The 21,087-nt window shown below is 53.4% G+C and carries 15 protein-coding genes; 2 read left to right on the forward strand and 13 right to left on the reverse strand.

Annotated elements, in window-relative coordinates:
- Positions 1 to 102 precede the first annotated feature (102 nt).
- Positions 103 to 1,305 carry a phosphatidylinositol-specific phospholipase C domain-containing protein gene (locus ACCI49_RS04375; RefSeq protein WP_371837757.1) on the forward strand — a complete coding sequence of 401 codons (1,203 nt, stop codon included), beginning with the start codon at positions 103 to 105 and terminating at the stop codon, positions 1,303 to 1,305.
- A 165-nt stretch (positions 1,306 to 1,470) separates the two neighbouring features.
- Positions 1,471 to 3,234 carry a M28 family metallopeptidase gene (locus ACCI49_RS04380; RefSeq protein WP_371837758.1) on the forward strand — a complete coding sequence of 588 codons (1,764 nt, stop codon included), beginning with the start codon at positions 1,471 to 1,473 and terminating at the stop codon, positions 3,232 to 3,234.
- A 218-nt stretch (positions 3,235 to 3,452) separates the two neighbouring features.
- Here ACCI49_RS04380 and ACCI49_RS04385 read toward each other — a convergent pair whose 3' ends face one another.
- The 13 genes from ACCI49_RS04385 to ACCI49_RS04445 form a co-directional block, all read right to left on the reverse strand.
- A complete protein-coding gene (locus tag ACCI49_RS04385) occupies positions 3,453 to 5,087 on the reverse strand; it encodes an AMP-binding protein (protein WP_371837759.1) in 1,635 nt (544 codons plus the stop codon).
- Between the two features lie 140 nt (positions 5,088 to 5,227).
- On the reverse strand, positions 5,228 to 5,575 hold the full coding sequence (locus tag ACCI49_RS04390) for an SCP2 sterol-binding domain-containing protein (protein WP_371837760.1): 348 nt from the start codon (positions 5,573 to 5,575) through the stop codon (positions 5,228 to 5,230).
- 83 nt (positions 5,576 to 5,658) lie between these two features.
- Complete coding sequence (locus ACCI49_RS04395; RefSeq protein WP_371837761.1) at positions 5,659 to 7,452, reverse strand: acyl-CoA dehydrogenase C-terminal domain-containing protein; 1,794 nt, start codon at positions 7,450 to 7,452, stop codon at positions 5,659 to 5,661.
- A gap of 178 nt (positions 7,453 to 7,630) precedes the next feature.
- A complete protein-coding gene (locus ACCI49_RS04400) occupies positions 7,631 to 8,698 on the reverse strand; it encodes an AraC family transcriptional regulator (protein ID WP_371837762.1) in 1,068 nt (355 codons plus the stop codon).
- A 4-nt stretch (positions 8,699 to 8,702) separates the two neighbouring features.
- Positions 8,703 to 8,903, reverse strand: a complete 201-nt coding sequence (locus ACCI49_RS04405; protein WP_371837763.1) for a hypothetical protein — start codon at positions 8,901 to 8,903, stop codon at positions 8,703 to 8,705.
- 268 nt (positions 8,904 to 9,171) lie between these two features.
- Positions 9,172 to 10,560 (reverse strand): class II fumarate hydratase, encoded by a 1,389-nt coding sequence (locus ACCI49_RS04410; protein ID WP_371837764.1) that lies wholly within the window; start codon positions 10,558 to 10,560, stop codon positions 9,172 to 9,174.
- 60 nt (positions 10,561 to 10,620) lie between these two features.
- The gene (locus tag ACCI49_RS04415; protein ID WP_371837765.1) at positions 10,621 to 11,067 is read right to left on the reverse strand and encodes a DUF4399 domain-containing protein; all 447 of its coding nucleotides are present in this window, start codon (positions 11,065 to 11,067) and stop codon (positions 10,621 to 10,623) included.
- A 230-nt stretch (positions 11,068 to 11,297) separates the two neighbouring features.
- The gene (locus ACCI49_RS04420) at positions 11,298 to 11,732 is read right to left on the reverse strand and encodes a hypothetical protein (RefSeq protein WP_371837766.1); all 435 of its coding nucleotides are present in this window, start codon (positions 11,730 to 11,732) and stop codon (positions 11,298 to 11,300) included.
- Between the two features lie 211 nt (positions 11,733 to 11,943).
- Complete coding sequence (gene ligA / locus ACCI49_RS04425; protein WP_371837767.1) at positions 11,944 to 13,995, reverse strand: NAD-dependent DNA ligase LigA; 2,052 nt, start codon at positions 13,993 to 13,995, stop codon at positions 11,944 to 11,946.
- 156 nt (positions 13,996 to 14,151) lie between these two features.
- Positions 14,152 to 15,195 (reverse strand): cell division protein ZipA, encoded by a 1,044-nt coding sequence (gene zipA / locus ACCI49_RS04430; RefSeq protein ID WP_371837768.1) that lies wholly within the window; start codon positions 15,193 to 15,195, stop codon positions 14,152 to 14,154.
- A 26-nt stretch (positions 15,196 to 15,221) separates the two neighbouring features.
- Positions 15,222 to 18,725 (reverse strand): chromosome segregation protein SMC, encoded by a 3,504-nt coding sequence (gene smc / locus ACCI49_RS04435; protein WP_371837769.1) that lies wholly within the window; start codon positions 18,723 to 18,725, stop codon positions 15,222 to 15,224.
- Positions 18,726 to 19,098: 373 nt separating this feature from the next.
- Complete coding sequence (ccmI, locus tag ACCI49_RS04440) at positions 19,099 to 20,325, reverse strand: c-type cytochrome biogenesis protein CcmI (protein ID WP_371837770.1); 1,227 nt, start codon at positions 20,323 to 20,325, stop codon at positions 19,099 to 19,101.
- A complete protein-coding gene (locus ACCI49_RS04445) occupies positions 20,318 to 20,848 on the reverse strand; it encodes a cytochrome c-type biogenesis protein (protein ID WP_371837771.1) in 531 nt (176 codons plus the stop codon). The genes ccmI and ACCI49_RS04445 overlap by 8 nt, the downstream gene beginning before the upstream one ends.
- Positions 20,849 to 21,087: the final 239 nt, after the last annotated feature.

Below are 21,087 nucleotides of genomic sequence, written 5' to 3' on the forward strand. Positions count from 1 at the left end.
AAACCATTAAATCAATAAAATTTAAAGAAACCCTAATCCACTTTAAAAATTCAAGACAACCCCACTATCACTTATCCCACCAATACCCTTCGGAGAATAATAATGAACCCCACTATCAAGCGATTAAGTCAGACTCTTCTTTTTATCTCGCTATTTGTCAGCTCCATCCTCTGGGCGGATAGCATTACCGATTTCCAAAATAGCTGGGCTGGCAAGGCCCTCAACCTACAACGGAAAATCGATAATCACACCCCTATGAGCGAGAACAATATTCTTGGCACTCACAACTCCTACAATTCGGAAGTATATCGAGCTTGTAACTTCTCCGTTGGTTGCCGCTATCTTGACCCTCAGCAGGAATATTCCATCAAGGATCAACTGCGGATGGGTGCCCGGTTTATAGAACTGGATGTTCACTGGACAGCGAAGATGGAGAGTCTTTTCTCCTACCCCAAACGCCTACTGCTTTGCCATGGACTATGCAGCCTCAATGACAAGTACGCGACCGAAGGCTTCAATGAGGTGAGAGCCTGGCTCGAAGACAGTGCTAATCAGGATGAAGTCATTATCCTTTACATCGAAGATCACTCTGACGGTCACCACCAGGATCTTTACGATCAAATCACCAGCCGTTTCGGCGATAGAATCTATTACAGCGGCGGCTGCAAAAGCATTCCGAGCACGCTAACCAAAAACCAGGTGCTGGCAGAAGGCAAACAGGTCATTGTGTGGAAAGACGGCGGCTGTTCGGGAAATAGTAATATGCAAAATATGGCCTTCACTGGCCTCGGAAACATCGGTCGCGTATGGGAAGACAGCACCACCATTGGCACTATTGGGGAGATTTTTAGCGGTGGTATCGAGAGAATTACCGTCGGTGATGTGCGCGAAGGCTTTGCCCTTGGCCATAACATCATCAACCTGGACAATATGAATACTACCGATGGGCGTATCGCGGCGGCTATCTGGTCCTGGGATCAAAATGAGCCCAACAATCTCAATAATGAAGATTGCGCGATGCAATGGGGCAACGGCCGCTGGAATGATGCCAATTGCAGCAACCAATACAGCTTTGCCTGTAAGAATATGAACGATGGCAGCTGGCTGGTCAGCGCCTCCATCGGCCCCTGGTCCCATGGAGCCAACATTTGCCAATCACTCGGCAGCCAGTATGTATTCGAGGTTCCCACTAACAGCCAGGACAACCAGGCGTTAAAAACGGCCAAGGGAGCTACCGGTTACGATCAAGTCTGGGTCAACTATCAGGACCAATCCAGTGAGGGGCAGTGGCTGCGCAGCGAATAAGTCTACGCCAGTAAACAACTACATTTGAATTCTATTCAGAGCCCGCCTGCAACAGCAGCGGGCTTACTTATATCCCGCTGATTTAGGCCACCATCTCCGAGCTGTCGTTAGTTAAGTTGAAATAGGGCATACTCTGTGCCTGAGCAAGACTCTCAGGACATAATTATGCGAATCCCTACTCTCTGGCGCCGCCTCGGCTTAACCATAGCCGTCGGCAGTGCACTTGCCGCCTGCGGTAAAAGCAACCCCGAAGCGACCAAGCCGAAAGCTGAACACAGCGCAGCCCATGCTGAACACCCACAGGCTGCCGAATCCAAACTGTCTCTCAGTGAAGCTGAGCAGGCACAGGTTAACGCCATAGCCGCTGATCTGCACAAGCACATTGCAATCCTGGCTTCTGACGAGTTCGAAGGGCGCGCCCCTGCCACCAAGGGTGAGGAACTGACCGTGAATTATCTAGCGGAACAGTTCAAGGCTCTGGGACTGAAGCCTGGTGCAGTAGATGCCCAAGGCAAGCCTAGCTGGTTCCAGCAGGTGCCTATCGTAGAGATGCATATAGAAACTACTCCCCTAACATTTGAGGGGGAGGGTATAGAGCAACAGCTGCAACCAATCGAGGACATGGTAGCCTTTACCCAGAGGCAAACTGACGCTTCAGCCCTGGAAAACAGTGAGTTGGTTTTCGTCGGCTACGGCATTGTCGCACCGGAAAATAACTGGAATGACTACGCGGGCCTGGATATGAAAGGTAAGACCGCAGTCATTCTGGTCAACGACCCCGGCTACGCAACCAAGGACAAAGCGCTGTTCAATGGCAACGCCATGACTTACTACGGTCGGTGGAGCTATAAGTTCGAAGAGGCCGCACGTCAGGGTGCTGATGGTGCGATAATTATCCACGAGACCGGTGCCGCCGGCTATCCATGGGAAGTGGTCAGTGGCTCCTGGTCTGGGGCACAAGTCAGCCTTGAGGCCGAAAATAAGAATGCCGACCGAGTTGCCGTTGAAGCCTGGATGACCAACCAAGCTGCCAGTGAGCTATTCCGCTCTGCTGGCCTGGACCTGAAAAAGGAAATGGACGCTGCCAAGACTCAGGGGTTCAAACCGAAGGCCCTCGATGTAACTGCCAGCATACAGCTGAAGAACAGCCTGCAGAAATCAAACTCACGCAATGTGGTAGCCAAATTGCCGGGTAGAAAGCACCCAGACGAAGTGGTTGTTTATACCGCACATTGGGATCACCTGGGCATCAATAAGAACGCGGAAAGTGAAGACCGGATCTTTAATGGTGCAGTTGATAACGCCACGGGCACCGCAGGCCTTCTAGCGATGGCCGCCGAGGCTGTGAAGCTCGATCGCCCAGAGCGCTCGTTGTTATTTGTGGCCGTAACCGCTGAGGAATCCGGCCTGCTCGGCTCCAAATACTATGCTGAAAGGCCGGTAGCCCCCCTGGAAAAAACAGTGGCCGGTATTAATTTTGATGCCATGAATGTTCTTGGTCCGGCCCGCGATATTACCGTAATAGGCTATGGCAGCAGTGAACTGGAACAACTGCTCGAAACCGCCGCCAAGGGACAGGGGCGCTACCTGGCCCCGGAAGAGCACCCTGAACGCGGCTACTTCTATCGCTCAGACCATTTCAGCCTGGCGAAGAAGGGGGTACCCATGCTGTATTTCGACTCCGGAACCGACAACTTTGAGCATGGCCGCGAATGGGCCCAGGCAAAGGGCGATGAGTACGTTAGCCAGCACTACCATAAGCCTGGCGACGAGTATGACCCCTCCTGGAACCTGAAAGGTTCGGCTATGGATTTACAGCTGGGCCTTAAACTGGGCCTGCGGCTGGCCAACAGTCGCGACTGGCCCAACTGGTATGAGGGCAATGAGTTCCGCGCAATCCGGGACGCAAGCATCGAATCCCGTAAATAGAACCTGACTCCTATATTATCGTTGCGGTGAGACACACCTGTGCTGCCGCAACGATCTCTCCCCCACCAGAATGCCCCCTCCCTTGTCTCCGTCCTAATCTCTCCGAGCGTACATTGCCTCACACATTCAAAAACACGAGTATTAAAAAGTAAAAAAGCCCCACAGATTCCTGCGGGGCCTCGAAGCATTCTTAAGTCAGGGGATGCCCGGCAAACCGATTAGGCGCTAACGGCTTCGACTTTTTTCAATTCCTCTTCGCGCAATTCGCGACGCAGAATCTTACCGACATTGGTCTTGGGCAAGTCTTCACGGAACTCTACCTGCTTTGGCACCTTGTACGCAGTCATATTTTCACGACAGAAAGCGACGACCTCATCTTCACTCAGAGACTGATCGGCCTTCACCACAAATAGCTTCACCTGCTCGCCACTCTTCTCATCGGGCACACCAATCGCTGCCGCCTCAGCAACTTTCGGGTGGGCACTGACCACATCCTCGATCTCATTTGGATAAACGTTAAAGCCGGACACAATAATCATGTCTTTTTTGCGATCCACAATCTTGATGTAGCCATCATCCTGAATCACCGCCATATCCCCGGTATTCAACCAACCTTCGCTATCGAGGGTATCGGCGGTTGCTTCGGGGCGCTGCCAATAGCCTTTCATTACCTGAGGGCCGCGCACACACAATTCACCCGGAGAATTATTCGGCAGGTCATTGCCATTCTCATCAACCACTTTCACTTCAGTGCCAGGAACCGGGATTCCCACGGTGCCCAGCTGCACGCCATCTGTGGGATTAAAAGAAACAACCGGTGCAGTCTCGGTCATACCGTAGCCTTCCATCACCACACAGCCCGTCATCTCTTCCCAGCGCTTGGCCGTGTCTCGAGTCAACGCCATGCCGCCAGAAGCGGTCGAGTGCAATTTGCTGAAATCCAGTTCAGCAAATTCTTTATTGCGCATCAGCCCATTGAATAATGTATTCAAACCAACAAAGCCGGTGAAACGTTGGCCTTTCAACATTTTTACGAAGGCGGGGATATCCCGCGGGTTGGGAATCAGCAGGGAGTGATTACCTGAGGAGAACAGGCACATGCAGTGAATGGTAAATGCGTAAATATGATAGAGCGGCAGAGGTGCAATATAGTACTCCTCACCCTCTTTCATACCACTGCCAAACGCTTCCCGCACCTGCTCCATATTCGCAACCAGGTTGCGATTGGTCAGCATAGCGCCCTTGGCAACACCAGTCGTACCGCCTGTATATTGCAACACGGCAATATCTTCAGGGGCTCGATCTACATCTTTCTGCGGCTGCTGTGCACCCAGGGCCATAGCCTCTCGGAAAGTCACCTGGTTGCTAAAGGAAAACTCCGGCACCATTTTCTTGATGTACTTGGCCACGCTATTAATCAGCATGCGCTTCAGCGGACTGTGGAGATCTGCAATTTCAGTAACAATCACTTTTTCCACACCGGTTTCCGCAACAATCGCAGAAGCGGTATCGGCAATATTGGCCAGAACGATTAATGCTTTAGCTCCAGAATCATTCAGCTGGTGCTTTAATTCACGCTGGGTGTATAGCGGGTTAGTGTTGACCACCACCAGCCCCGCGCGTAGCGCGCCAAAAACCACTACAGGGTACTGCAGTACATTGGGCAGCTGGACGGCGATGCGATCACCAGGCTTCAGATTTGTATGGTTTTGCAGATAGGACGCAAACTTCGCACTGAGGGTGTCGATATCACCAATCGTAAGAGTTTGCCCCAGGCAGGTGAAAGCCGGTCGGTCACCAAATTTGGCGCAAGCGCCTTTATATACATCGAGAATGCTGCGTTCAATGTCCAACTCTCTTCTCCCATTCCTGATTGTTGTTGTCGCTTGCTCACATCTTCCGACCTTATAGGTAAAACCTGCCACCTAAAGGAGCCAGCGAGAATTTATTTATTGTTTGTAGTATCTTGCGAAACAATGAAAAAGAGGCACTTTCACGCCTCTCCAGACAAATCTCCCTCGTTTCTCTGCGCGGGAAATAAACCTGCCAATGCAGCAGCCAGCTCCCTATCTCCTGCGTACCGAACATCCCCCAAGAGAAAAGCATGGCGCGCATTCAAGTGACCATCCAATATAGCGCTCAACGTTTGGTTGGCCATTTCCAATATTAGTGCCGGCTCTTCCGTTTGTCCGAATTCCGAAATCACTTCGAGGTCATTCGGAGTGCCTTTTACATAAACATAAAAATCACAGGCATCCGGCAGCCGAAACTGTACCCGAGCGAGTGGGTGCAAACAAGCTAAGCGCCGCAAGCGCTCTTGTATACAGTCCGGCAATTGCATCGAAACCTCTCCATCAGTGGCTACTTCTGTGCCAGTAAAAAAAACCGCCGGGGATAACCGGCGGTTTTTCGCAGGAAGTGGAATCAGAACGCAAAGTGATCTGCGTCGAGCTCCATCATGGTAGCCGCACCATTCAGCATGGCGGTGGCGTGGCTGGAAGTACGCGGGAGGATACGATCGAAATAAAAGCGCGCAGTAGCGACTTTAGCGCGGTAGAAGTCTGCATCAGCAGCACCTTCCGCTAGTTTCTCGTTAGCCACTTTGGCCGCGCGCGCCCACAGATATGCTAGAACGGTGTAACCGGAGTACATCAGGTAATCTACAGAAGCGGCTCCAACCTCATCTGGATTTTCCATCGCTTTACCGCCCACATGCAGGGTCAAATCGCCCCACTGCTTATTTAGCTCCTGCAACTTGGTAACGAAAGGCGCTAGAGCTTCGTTATCAATTTCCGCTTGGCAGAACTTGTGAACCTTTTTAGTGAAACCGCGCAGCAGTTCCCCTTGGGTCATCAGGACTTTACGGCCCAACAGGTCGAGAGCCTGAATGCCAGTTGTACCTTCGTAAATAGTAGAAATACGCGCGTCGCGCACGTTTTGCTCCATGCCCCATTCTGCGATATACCCATGGCCGCCGAAACACTGCAAGCCCAAGTTAGCGGATTCAAAACCCACCTCGGTAATGAAGGCTTTGGCGATCGGCGTGAGGAAAGCCAACAGGTCTTCGGCTTCCTTCTTTGCCTCGTCGTCACCTCTGTGCGTAATGTCTACTAGCTGTGAACAGGTGGCTACCAACATACGGCTGCCTTCACCAAATGCCTTTTGTGTCATCAGCATACGGCGAACATCCGGGTGCACAATAATCGGGTCGGCAGGGCCTTCCGGATTTTTCGCACCAGACAGGGAGCGCATCTGCAAACGGTCTTTGGCGTAGGCCAAGGACTTCTGGAAACCGATTTCAGTGTGAGACACCCCCTGAAGAGCGGTTCCCAGCCGTGCGGTATTCATAAAGATGAACATGTAGTTCAGGCCTTTATTCGGCTCACCAATCAGAAAGCCCTTAGCACCATCAAAATTCAAGACAGCAGTAGCATTGCCATGAATACCCATCTTGTGCTCAAGAGAACCACAGACCACGCCGTTGCGCTCACCGACGGAGCCATCATCATTGGGAATAAACTTGGGAACAATAAACAGGGAAATGCCCTTGGTGCCAGCAGGGGCATCTGGCAGGCGAGCTAGTACGATATGAACGATATTCTCGGTCATATCATGCTCACCAGCGGAGATAAAGATCTTGGTACCGGTAATTGCATAGGAGCCATCGTCATTAGGCTCAGCCTTGGAACGCAGGATACCCAAGTCTGTGCCACAGTGCGGCTCGGTCAAACACATAGTGCCTGTCCAGCGGCCTTCAACCAACTTGGTCAGGTATACGCTCTTCTGCTCATCGGTGCCGTGCTTTTCCAGGGTGTTCATAGCGCCGTGAGACAGACCGGGGTACATGCCCCAGGACCAGTTCGCAATACCAACCATTTCACTCAAGGTAGTGCCCAGAGACGGTGGTAAGCCCTGACCACCATACTCGGGATCGTGCGGCAACGCTGGCCAGCCAGCTTCTACGAACTGTTGGTATGCTTCTTTAAAGCCTTCAGGGGTAGTGACCTCACCGTCCTTCCAGGTGCAGCCTTGTTGGTCACCAATCTGATTCAATGGTGCCAGAACGCTCTCACAAAACTTGGCACCCTCTTCCAGGATGGCATCTATGACATCAGGAGTAGCCTCCTCATATCCTAGTGACTCGTAATGCTTGTCTGAGTCCAGCATCTCGCGCATAACGAAACGCATATCACGCAGTGGCATTTTGATATCGGTCATCCTGATAACCTCAATTTGTTTATGTTTAAGACCAGGCACAATACTGGCCGGTCAAATTTGTGACTAATAATTAAGATTGGTTCATCATAGTAGTAAGCCTACAACAGCCACTATGGCGAAATCCGTCCAAAGCGGTGACAAATCGAGGCGCGAACTCAAAAAATTGTGACCAAGCGGGTCAAATATCCAGTCCGGCTGCGGCGCGACCACCACGACGGTATTCGCCTGGCGTAATACCCGTCCATTTCTTGAAGGCGCGGAAAAACGCACTGGACTCATCAAATCCGAGCATTTCGGCTATCTGGCCATTGGAGAGATCGGGACAGCTGAGATAATGGAAAGCAGCCTCCATTCGACACTCATCCTTCAATTTTTGATAGGAGGTGCCCTCTTGCTGCAGGCGCCGGCGCAGGGTGGTTACCGACATATTGAGTCGCTCCGCGACAGCTTCCGCAGCGGGCATCGACTCACTCACATCCCGGTTTAAGATTGTTTTTACTTTGATCTTAATGCTATTTGCACTGCCATCACTGATCACTAAATGATAGGGAGCGGTACGGATAAAGTCCTCTACCGTCTGTGGACTCTGTACTACCGGATAATCTAGGTAGCGGGCATCGTATTCAAGGGCGTTAAACGGCTGCTCAAACAGCAGCTCACCCGCCTCACTTTGGGCCAGGCTGCGGAATTCTTCTGGACAAGGAAATGAAAAGTGCAGGCGCGCCAGGGGAACCTCGCGGCCAGCCAGCCAACAATAAAAGCGGTGCCAGACCGCCAGCGTAGTACGCACAACACTGGGGCTGGTAGACGCAAGCAACCTCTCAAACTCCCCCTCTCCCAACGAGCTGATGCCGTGGATCTCCACGCGCACACGACCAGCGGAGTCACTTTCCAGTACAGGTTTCACTTTAAAGCCGCGGCAGATTTCCATGAACTCAGCACAGAGCGTGATAGCCTGGCGCAAGGTGGCACAGTTTACGACAGCCAGACAGAGCAGACGGAATGAGCCCGAACGCACACGCCCCCCACTAAGCATGCCGAACCATTCGTTCTGAGCCAGCCACATCACCCGCTGGTACAGCCGACCATATCTGATCGCTGAGAACGCGGCCACGCCTTCGAGCTCGGATTCATCAATGCCTACCGAGGCGAGCAGCTCATTGCGGTCGCACCCATGGCGTGTTGCCTCTTCCAGCAAACGCTCCAGGTAGGCAATCGGTATGCGAATATCCTCTTCTGACGCCATCTATCTACTTTCGTCTACGCAGCCAATTCAACAAGGCCCCGAACCCCATCGCGACTGCAATAATGACAAACAGCACTACCAACAGGAATACTAGGTAGTACACAACATCCTTGACAGGTAGGTCCCAGCTATAGATCGCCGCTACGACAAATGCGACACACGCGAGCACGCTGGTAATAAAGGAGCGGCGACTTTTATTGGCCATGGTGATTGGATCTATTGATTTCAAAACCGGTGAGATTACCACTTTCTGTGGCGCTACCATTGTAATGTCGGTGTCAGATACCGACGCGGCGTCGAATCGTGAGGGATCGGCAGGTATCTGTCAACGCCGCAGGAGGAGCGAATGCCCAGAAGAATGCTGGAACCCGAGGATCAGGCCACCATAATGCGCCTATTTCGCTGGCTGATGTGCATGACAGCAATTATCACCCTAATCATGCTGGGCATAGCCATCTTCGCCTGAGGGCTACCTACTCACCCACCAAACCTCCCTTCGCCAGATGCGCAGGGTCCAAAAGATCCTCAAGGGTCTTGCGGTCAAGGTCAGTCATTTCCAAAGCGACATCCAACACCGGCCTACCACTGCTATAAGCTGCTTTGGCAATCTCCGCAGCCTTCAGGTAACCGATCACCGGGTTTAAAGCCGTGACCAGGATAGGGTTGCGCCCCAAGGTTTCCTCAATATGGGGGCGATTTACGGTATAACTGGCGATTGCCCGGTCCGCAAGCAACTGCGAGGCATTAGCTAGAAGGCTAATACTCTCCAGAAGAGTGCTGGCTACCAATGGCAGCATCACATTCAACTGAAAGTTACCACTCTGACCGGCCACAGTAATGGTCGTGTCATTGCCCATCACCCGCGCCGCCACCATAGCCGCTGACTCAGCAATTACCGGATTGACTTTGCCCGGCATAATACTGCTACCTGGCTGCAAGGCTTTGAGTGCTATCTCGGCCACACCGGCGAGGGGACCACTGTTCATCCAGCGGAGGTCATTCGCAATCTTCATCATCGCCACGGCCAGCACCTTGAGCTGCCCGGACAACTCCACTGACGTATCCTGGCTCGAGATTGCGGCAAACAGGTTGTCAGCTGGGCGGAACTGCTGTGACGTATGAGCGCTCAACTTCTGTGCGAACAGTTCGGAAAAATCCGGATGGGCATTAAGCCCTGTGCCGATTGCGGTGCCGCCCTGCGCCAATTGGGCCAAACGCGGCATAGTCGCGCGGATCCGCTCGCGGCAGTCCTCCACTTGTGCAGCCCAGGCATACACTTCCTGGGCCATCGTCATCGGCACCGCATCCATCAGGTGGGTGCGACCAGTCTTCACCACATTTTGCACCTGCACCGCTTTGTCACACAGTTGAGTGTGTAGATTGCGCAATGCTGGCAGCAGCTTGTCACGAACAGCCAGTAGTGCAGAAACATGGATCGCGGTTGGAATCACGTCATTACTGCTTTGACTCATATTGACGTGATCATTGGGGCTGATAGATAAACCGTTGCCCTCGCCGGCCAGGTGCGCCAGCACCTCATTGACATTCATGTTCGAGCTAGTACCCGAGCCGGTCTGGTAAATATCCACCGGAAAATGAGCGGCAAACTCCGGATCACCAAGGCTGTCACAGGCGCCGATAATCGCAGCCGCCCGTGCTTTATCCAGCAACCCCAAGTCGCGGTTTGCCTCTGCCGCTGATTTTTTAATCAGCACTATGGCCCGGATAAACTCCGTCGGCAAACCGTTACCACTGACCGGGAAATTTTCCACTGCACGCTGAGTCTGGGCGCCGTAGAGCGCTGTCTGCGGCACCTGGATTTCGCCAAGACTGTCCTTTTCTGTGCGGAATTTTTCGCCCATTTTTATTCCTCAGGGTGCACCAAGGCGCACCGATGGCTAATTACTTTCGCGCCGCCAGGATTACTCCACTTCAATAGTAATTTTCTTAGACATCACCGGGTTCTTGTGGGGCACATGCATAAAGTTACCCAGCACCAACTGTAGAGTGTGTTTTCCTGGCGGCAAGGTAACTTGAGTTTCTGTCTGCCCACCGCCGAAGTGAATAATATTTTTGGTTGCGGGCAGCGGCTTGGTCATGTCAGGCATTTCATCCACATCGATCAGCAGGTGGTGATGGCCAGTGTTTGCACTGTCTACCCCCGCCGGAGCCACGCCCATTCCTGACAAGCCAAATTTCACGGTGAAGGTCTGGGGAACCTTCTCACCATCTTTGGGGGAAATAATATAGAGCTTGGCATTCTCTGGCGCCTTGTTGGTCATATCGCTTTTAGTGTCATGCTCTGCAGCATGCAGTAGTGGTGAAAGCATAAGGGCGCTGGCAAAGAATAGGGAACTCGCTTTGATCATGATGATTCTTCCTGATAGGGCGCCTCAGGCGCCAATTCTTATAATCCGGCTTTTCAGCCCATCATTGGGGTTTTGCTACCAAATGACAGGAACACTTTACCAGACCGCCATCCCGCAGAAAGGCGTGCACTGGGAATATAGTTGCTGAATTGAGTGGTGAGATCGAATTCTGTGACAGTGGTAACCTAGCAATGAATCTACCTGTCACAGAACCCATACTTAATCGAGTTCTAGACGCTGACACGCCCCTCCTGGGTCCATTCGCAGCGCACCTGCATATCACCGCTTCCGGGCTCATGGTAAAGACCAGATGCCTCCCAGCTGAAGGAATGCACCCCGGAAAGCTCGGTTTCCAGGTGTACGGTTGCCGAAACCCAGTACATACTTTTCAGAAGCTCCTCGAACTTCTGTATCCACATATCCCATTCATATTCTACCGCGCGATAAGAGGCCCCAAAGTGGATTACATCGGTCTGGTACTGGGATTGCTTTACCTTGATGGTGGGAATGGAAAACATATCGCGACAGAGAAAGGGCCATTCGTCCGCACTGGGCAAGGCAAGGACTGCATTGCGATTTACACGCCGGCGCTCGCTGCCGCCAGTAAGACTGTTACTGTCTTTGATACACCCATAGACTATGGATTCCTGATCGCCCTGAAGCATTTATTCCATTCCTTACCGCAGCGCCGCCGGACATCAGGTACCCAGGGCAAAAAAGATCTAGGGGTTGCACTTTAATGGCGAAGTGAACAGAAAGCCACACCCTATGGACGATCCCCTGAGTTGCTCAAAGTTTCGTCTATTTTACCGGGGTTTAGTGGCAGTGCTTAACAGCATAAGAGAGCACTACTTCACAGTGCTCGCGATCTTAAAATTAAATATCAAAGCCCCGCTCACGCAACATTTCCATCAGGCCCTCCTCATCCATCACTGGAATATCCAGCTCCCGAGCCTTGTTTAATTTAGAACCGGCACCCGGACCTGCTACAACATGATTGGTTTTAGCGGAAACACTGCCAGCTACCTTGGCGCCGAGACCCTGCAGGTACTCCTTAGCTTCGCTACGGGACAGTGTTTCCAGTTTACCGGTCAGCACCCAGGTCTGACCTGACAGAGGTTGCTCGGCACCATCGCTCTCCTCTGCTGGCCAGTGCACGCCAGCCTGGCGCAGTGCCTCAATTTCTTCTTGGGCGTGGGGCTGCTTAAAAAACTCTGCAACAAAATGCGCCACCACCGGGCCCACATCCTCCACTTCCTGGAGCGCCTCTTCATCGGCGGCCATCAAGCCTTCTAAAGCGCCGAAATGCCGGGCCAAATTGCGCGCTGTCGCCTCGCCCACTTCGCGAATACCGAGTGCATACAGAAATTTGGGTAGAGTGGTGTCTTTGCTGCGCTCAAGAGCATCCAGCAGGTTTTGTGCAGACTTTTGCCCCATACGCTCAAGCCCAGCCAACTGCTTGAGATCGAGATGGTAAAGGCCGGAAACCGAGTGCAATAAACCCTCATCCACCAGTTGCTCAACCAGCTTATCGCCGAGGCCATCGATATCCATTGCCTTGCGTGAAGCAAAGTGCTTTATTGCCTGTTTGCGCTGAGCGCTACAGATCAGGCCGCCACTGCAACGGGCCACCGCCTCACCCGGTGTGGATTCCACCGGTGAGTCACATACCGGGCAATGGGTGGGAAATTCAATTGCGCGCGCTTTGTTCAGACGCCTGCTCTCCACCACAGAAACTACTTGGGGAATTACGTCGCCAGCGCGACGAATAACAACGGTATCACCGATCATAACCCCAAGACGCTGGATTTCATCGCGGTTGTGCAGGGTTGCATTCGACACCGTCACACCGCCGACAAATACCGGCTTAAGTCTCGCCACCGGAGTCACCGCCCCAGTGCGCCCCACTTGGAATTCCACATCCAAAAGTTCGGTCATCTCCTCCTGTGCCGGAAACTTGTAAGCCATGGCCCAACGAGGTGCTCGCGCAACAAATCCCAAACGACGCTGCAAGGGAATGCTATTGACTTTGAAAACGATTCCGTCGATTTCGTAGGGCAGACTCTCGCGCTTCTCACCCAACTCCCTGTGATACTCAACACAGGCATGAATATCCGCCGCCAAACGCATCTCACTGTTAATACGGAAGCCCCAGTGCCCGAGTAACTCAAGAGTTGCTACATGCTCCTCAGGCAGTGTTGCCCCCTCCACCAAGCCGGTACCGTAGACACAAAGCTCCAGGGGCCTCTGTGCCGTGATACGGGAGTCCAATTGGCGCAAACTGCCCGCAGCAGCATTTCGTGGATTGACGAACAACTTGTCACCAGCAGCAGCCGCTTTGCGATTCAACTCGGCAAAACCCGTTTTCGGCATATAGATTTCACCACGAACCTCAAGCACTGCCGGCAACGCTGCAATCCCTTTCCCCCGGCGCAAGCGCAGAGGTACCGACCCCACGGTACGTACATTTTGCGTAATATCTTCCCCAGTGGTGCCATCACCGCGAGTAGCCGCACGCTCGAGAATACCATCACGGTACAGTAGACTGATGGCAATGCCATCAAGCTTTGGCTCGCAGGCGTACTCAATGGCGCCCTTACTGTTCAAGCGCTCACACACACGGCGATCAAACTCCAACAATTCTTCATCGCTGAAAGCGTTGTCGAGCGACAACATTGGTACTTCATGACGCACCTCTTTGAACGATGACAGAGGTTCGGCACCAACCCGCTGGGTTGGCGAGTCCTGAGTCCGTAATACCGGGAACTGTTGCTCAATGTCCTGTAATTCCCGCAAGCGACGGTCATACTCCGCATCCGGTAATTCAGGATCATCCAATACGTAATATTGGTAATTGGCCCACTGCAGAAGCTCGTGCAGCTCCTGCACCCGCTCACGTATCTGTTTAGGAATAGCTTGTGTGGTCATCGACTGTTCAAGTAAAAAACGGATTAACTAAGAAAGAAAACTTGAATTCAAATGCAACAGCGGCCCCAGTTCGCGACCGAGCCTCCAGGGAGTTCAGCCGCGGCCTGGGGCCGCCGTTACAAATAAACAATAATAAAAAAGGGGCCGCGTTCTCGATTAATTTTGCGCCATGGCCAGGGCCCGGCGACGCTGATATTCCACCACACGCTGGCGGTAATGTTCGGCAGTTTGCGCGGTAAAAACACTGCGGTGTTCATCCTTAAGCTCACCACCTAGCAGTTCCGCAATTTTATAAGCAGTGGACAGCAGCTGATCAAATGCTTTGATCGCCTCTCCCTCAACCGGCAACGCCAGGAACAGACTGACACCCGGAGTCGCAAATTCCTCCATCTGTGCCAAATCAAATACACCGGGCACTACGATATTGGCCAGGCTAAAAATAACCGCGCCCTCAGCACCACCACCTTCGTGGTAGTGGAAAATATTCATCTCACCAAAACGCATACCTGAAGCAACCATCACCCGCAGGAGGTCATTGCCCTCAAAGTAGTCCCCTTCCTGTGCCATCACATTAATCACTAATACCTCGTCACGCACAGGGGTATTATCCTCGGAATATTCCTCGGCCGATGGCTTTTGCGGGCCGGGCTCACGCCGTACCAACAGTTCCTCGTTGGGGTCGCGGGAAGGCGTAGCGGCAGCTTTCCCATCCTTGAACGCTTCGAGACTTTCGGATTCATTCAGCTTTGGCTCAAAGCGCTGCTCCTCGCTGATAGATTCCATCAGCGTGGGGACTTGATCTTCAAGGTCCAGCATGCCCTGCTCCTGCACCTTGCGTTGTGGCGAGCTACCGGCCAGGGGTTTACGCGAGGAGATAAAGCTCTCCTGTACCTGGCGATTTACGTGCAGGGCATCTTCCATTGCGCGACGCTGAACCACCCGCACCTGTCCAGGCAATTCGCTATTTGCAGGCCTTTGCTTCTGCTCTTCAAGGGGATCTTTCGAAGTGTCCGCAGCCTGGGGAGCTGACTTCACCCTGGAAACAGGATCCGCCTCGCTATCCACCTCGGACTGCATCGCCTTGGATAAATTCCGGGATACTTTCACTGCTGCCCGTTGCCGTAAAATCGCGCGGCGCACACCATCCAGCACCGCTACAAGCAGAACTACCACAAGGATTGTAACCAGCCAGTTATCCATTATTAAGCGCCTCTCCTTTTACGCCCTTATGCGGAAGCCAGCTCAGCGGCTTCTTCCACATTCACCGACACCAGACGTGACACGCCCGGCTCATGCATGGTCACACCCAATAGCTGATCCGCCATCTCCATTGCGATCTTATTGTGGGTAATATAGATGAACTGAACGTGTTCTGACATTTCTTTAACCATTCGTGCGTAGCGACCTACGTTAGCGTCATCGAGAGGAGCATCCACCTCATCCAGCATACAGAAAGGTGCGGGATTCAGGCGAAAAATTGAGAAAACCAGGGCGATCGCTGTAAGTGCCTTTTCCCCACCGGATAGCAGGTGAATGGTACTGTTACGCTTGCCCGGTGGGCGAGCCATGATCGCAATTCCGGTATCGAGCAGATCTTCGCCAGTGAGTTCCAGGTAAGCGTTACCGCCCCCAAATACTTTCGGAAAGAGTTCCTGCAGCCCCGCATTAACCTGATCAAAGGTCTCCTTGAAGCGGGTTCTCGTCTCCTTGTCGATTTTCTTGATTGCATTTTCCAGAGTCTCCAGCGCATCCATCAAATCCCCATGCTGGCGATCCAAGTAGTTCTTACGCTCTGACTCCTGTTTATATTCATCGATGGCCGCGAGATTAATCGGCCCCAGACGCGAGATGCGCGCAGCCACCAGTTCTAAATCTTCCTGCACCTGGGCGATAGTCAGGTCACCAGGCAATTGTTCCAGCAACAGCGCCACATCGTGATCACTCTCACGCAGCTGCTCAACCAGACCATTACGCTGCACTTCCAGTGTTTGCGCGGCGAGGCGCTCCTGCTCCAGCTGAGCGCGCACGCCTTGCAAGGCCGCTTCTATCTTATGGCGCTCCTGCTCCTGCTCACGCAGACCAGTCTCCACCTCTTCGAGCTTCTTTCGCGCCTCAGCCAGTTCCGTTTCCACTTCGATACGCTCGCCCAGTTTCTCTTCCAGCTCTGCCTGGAAATCCTGGGAGGGGTCCTCGGTCTCAGCCATTTGCTCCTGCAACTGAGTGCGACGCGAACGCAACCGCTCAAGCTGTTCGTTCATCACCTGCAGGGTGCGCTCCAGGGACACCATTTGTGTGCGCACTGACTGTTCACGCATGGCCAACTCGTGAGCGCGGTCCTTATCCTCACGGGCGCGCTGACGTGCGGCATCTAAAGCTTCGCGCAATTCCTCGCGGCGTGCCATTAGCGTTTCACGACGATCAGTATCTTCGCTCATCGCTTCCACTGCCTCCTGCAGCAGTAGTCGCGCTTCGGAAAGGGACTCTCCCTCAAGTTCCTGCTGCTCACGCACCTCGGTAATTTCCTGCTCAATACGGGTGCGGCGCTCACTCATCTGCTCTGCACGAGCACGGCGGGCAGACAACTGGCTGCGCAGCTCCGCTTCGCGGCGACCGAGCTGCTCGGAGTCCATACGCGCCTGCTCAATCGCATGCTCTAGCTCTGTTGCCTGACTACGTAAAGACTCACACTGCTCACTGTGATTTTCAATCTGCTCCTCACACAAGGCGATTTCCTGCACCAGTGCCTCAAGCTCCTGCTTGCGGGCAAGCACCCCCGATTCCGCATCACTGGCCCGACTCACCCGCAACCAGTTGGGGCCCACCCAGAGGCCATCGCGAGTTACGATCGATTCATGGGCCAACAATCCGGCGCGCTTTGCCAATGCCTCAGTGAGGCCTTCAGCAGTGTAAATACCAGAAAGCAGGCCCGTGAGAGAGGCCGGCCCTTGCACCACACTGGCCAACGCCGGCAATGTATTGGCGGAAGGCTCGGCCACAGTGGCCCCGTCAACAAATACTGCCTGACCGCTTCGCAGTTGGGCCAGCCCTTCCGCAAGGCTATCGAGCTGATCTACGCAAACCGCCTGTAACTGTGCTCCCAGTATTGTTTCAACGGCAGTTTCCCATCCAGGCTGGGCCTGTATCTGATCGGCGAGACGCGGCTTATCAACCAGGGATTGCTGCTGCAACCAACTTTCGACAGCCTTGCCCCGCCCGAGTGCAGCCTGCTGCAACGCCTCCAAGGAGGCCTGGCGGCCGCGATTGGTCTGCAGTTGCAGGCGTAATTGATCAAGATCCGTTGCCAATTCGTGCTCACGGGAGCGCAACCCATCCAGGGATTCGCGTCGCTCCGCAGTCTCTTCACGGCGCTCCTGAGCCTGCATTTCCATCTCGGCGAGCTGCTCGTTCAGCTGCAAGGCCTCTTCATCATCCTCGGAGACCTGCAGGCCGGATTGCTCAGTGACAAGCTTATTGATGCGCTCAAGTAGCCTCTGCCCTGAAGTTTCCAGGTGCTGGATACGAGATTGTTGTACCTCAGCCTTTTGGCGGGAACCGGAAGCCCCCTGGTTAAACTGATCCCACTCATTTTGCCAATTGCGCATTCGCTCTTCGGCCTCGAGCAAGCCACTGGCGGACTCCTCTTCAGCGGCGAGGACCATTTCCATGTCCGGCACAATGACTTCCAGCTCTTCCTCGAACTGGGCAGCCTTTTCTCGATCCACCTCCAGATTGGTCTCCGCTTCGCGGAACTCCTGTTCAGTCTGCGCCAAATCGGAGTGCAGGCGAGTGGAACGTTCACGAGCGTGGGCAATACTCTGCTCAAGGCGTGCAATATCACCACCAACAGCGTAAAAACGGCCCTGCACCTCGTTGAAACTGTCGGATAACTCGTGGTAGCCAACACGCTTCTGTTCGATGCCGGTATCACAGCTCACCTGCCGGGTGACCAACTCTTCAACCGTCAGTTCAAGCTCGCCGATTTGTTGTTGTTTAGCCGTATTTTGATCATTGAGTTCACGATACTTAAGGGCTTGTAAATTCGCCTTGTGGCTGCGCTCTTCCTCTTTAAAGCGACTGTACTTCTCCGCTGCCGCGGACTGCCGCTCCAGGCGGGACAGCTGGCGATCAAGCTCATCGCGAATATCAGTGAGGCGCTCCAAATTCTCATTGGTCCGGCGCATGCGATTTTCAGTATCGCGGCGGCGCTCTTTATACTTGGAAATGCCGGCGGCTTCTTCGATATAAACGCGCAGTTCTTCCGGCTTGGCCTCGATCAACTTGGAGATCATGCCCTGCTCGATAATCGCATAACTGCGCGGGCCGAGACCGGTTCCCAGGAACAGGTCTGTCACATCCCGGCGGCGACATTTCTCACCATTGAGATAATAATTATTCTGTCCCTCGCGAGTTACTTTGCGCTTGACAGAAACCTCGGTGAAGGAAGCGTAGGCTCCGGAGAGTTTGCCCGCAGAGTTATCAAAAACCAATTCAATAGACGCTTGTCCCACGGGTTTACGCCCACTGGAGCCATTAAAAATAACGTCCGTCATGGAGTCGCCGCGCAGATTCTTTGCTGACGATTCGCCCATTACCCAGCGCACGGCATCAATGGTGTTCGATTTACCACATCCATTGGGGCCTACCACCGAGTTCAGGTTTGTAGGGAAATAGACGGTGGTGGGGTCAACAAAGGACTTGAAGCCCGCAAGTTTGATGCACTTCAGACGCATGTATTCTTAAACTCGGTATTTTTTATCTTTGCCGGCCCGATCACCAAACACTCAAGTGTACATGGCGCTGCCTGGGCTTTCAGCGCAATTCTTCACAGTTACTTTTCAAGCGGATTATCGGCCGGAATGGCCAGTGGTCAAGTCAAGATCGCTTTATAGCTGCAACTGGTACTCAAGGCCAACGCGATAGGCCGCAAAGATCCCATTAACAACCACAAACCTCTCACGACATTACCTCACGCGCCTGTGACCATTTAGACGCAAACAAGTTCTCAGGCCGCAATACAACACAATTCAAAGTGAGAAATTACTGACCAAACTATCATCTTTCGGCGACAGTGAATGGAGCCGTAAGACTCCATAACTTCGCCTATTACAACTTCTCGTCGATGGTAATAGACTGCGCTTTATTCCAGCTGGATTTTGGTAGGGCTTTAATAGTGCCCTGCCAATCCCCAGCAGCTGGACGGGCATCGCCTTGCAGTGCCAGGCGCGCGACCAACTGAACGGAATCCACCGTGGAAATAGAACGGCCCGGCATCATCGCACGAGATTCATCCAGAACCACCTCCGCTGGCAACTGGCTGGCGGTCAGTCGTACGATCGCCAGGGGCATTGGGCTTTCAGCACTGCGAGCGTAGATAAACACAGGCGTTGAAGCCTCAGCCTCGACACTGCTGTCCAAACTAACCTGGACGCGGATCTCAGGGCCTGCCCTTTCACCAGAGTTCCGGGCAACAACTACCGACTCACCAGCATCCGCCAACGCCTTTTCCGCTCGGGCTACACCCGCAGCAAGGGCTTCAGCAGCGGCCGACCCTGGTGCCAACTGTTGCAAAGCAGCCTGCCAATGCTCACGTGCTTTACGGTATTCCTTATCCTCGTAGGCAGCTATCCCCGCCAACCCCAACGCCGTGCCATTACCCGGCTGGGATTCAAGGACCTGCCCAATCAACAGGCGAATTTCCTCAGTTATTTTTGAACCGCCAGCGAAAAATAGCGCCTGAGCTAACTCGGCTTTTACAGAGGCCGCCTGAGGCTCCCGCTCCACCACAAAGCGATAGGCTTCAACGGCACCGGCAATATCTCCGCTTACCAGCAACCTTTGCGCCAATACATAACGAGTACTCAAGTCTTCAGGGTGGCTTTCAATACGCGCTTTGAGCTGACTGGTGATTCTCTTTTCAATTTCTGCGTCTGTCTGCCCCTGCTGGCTAGCCAGTATTTCCCGATAGAGCGCCACTTCACCGGGCCGATCGGACATCATATAAGCTCCGGCCGTCACCACCGGTACTAACACCGCCAAGCCGAGTAAAACGCCCGCACCGCGCCTGGAAGGTGCTGAGGACTGAACCTCTTCCTGGGCACTGAGAAGCTCACGGGCCATTTCCGCCTCAAGCTCGGCAAACTGTTTTTCATCCATAGCCCCGCTCTGCACAGCAGTTTGCAACTCTCGGGCGCGCTCGCGGTAGAGTTCTGCCAAAACTTCTCGCTTGGCTCCTCCAGAGCGTCGCGCGCCGACAGCTCTCAGTCCCGGCAACAGGAAGACAAGAGCCAGCAACAGCAATAGGGCTGCCAAACCAAACCAGATATCAATCATTTATCTTCTTCCCATCATCATTCAAATCGCAGGGGTCCTCACCCAGCAACTTCTTCAGCTTGCGCCGCTCATCCTCAGTCAGGGCCCCGCTGCCATCGTCCTGGCGTGCGCCGGTCCCACTGCGGGAACGCATCACAATGATGATCAACGCCAAAAGGCCAACCAGTGCGAACACACCCGGGGCCAGCCAAAGTGCCAAAGTGTTGCCCTGCACTGGGGGGCGGTAGAGAACAAAATCCCCATAACGCGCCACCATGTAGTCGACAATTTCTTTATCTGTGAAACTCTCTTCCAGTAGTCGGCGAATCTCACGACGCAAATCCGCAGAAATGGATGCATCTGACTCAGCCAAATTCTGGTTCTGGCACTTTGGGCAGCGCATTTCCTCAATCAGTACCCGATAGCGCGCCTCCAGCTCCGGGGAAGATAGCTTTTCAGTCTCTACTACCGCCTGCACCGCAACGGACAGACACAGAGCCGCCATTGCTAAAAGGATTTGGCCTAGCCAATTCTTTTGTCTCACAGCTTCTCTCACGCTTCATCCAAGGGAAATTTCGCCGATTATAACAGCGTCACCTCTTGCCGGACATGCCCGCTATCTCACAGTTAAACCTCTTAACTCATTGAAAGACAAAAAAAAATTCAAAAAAGACATTGACGCAGAAGAGAATATCATTAAGATACGCAGCTCCTGACGCGGGGTGGTTAGCTCAGTTGGGAGAGCGACGGCCTTACAAGCCGTAGGTCACAGGTTCGACCCCT

Source organism: Microbulbifer epialgicus (assembly GCF_041447265.1).
Taxonomy (GTDB): domain Bacteria; phylum Pseudomonadota; class Gammaproteobacteria; order Pseudomonadales; family Cellvibrionaceae; genus Microbulbifer; species Microbulbifer epialgicus.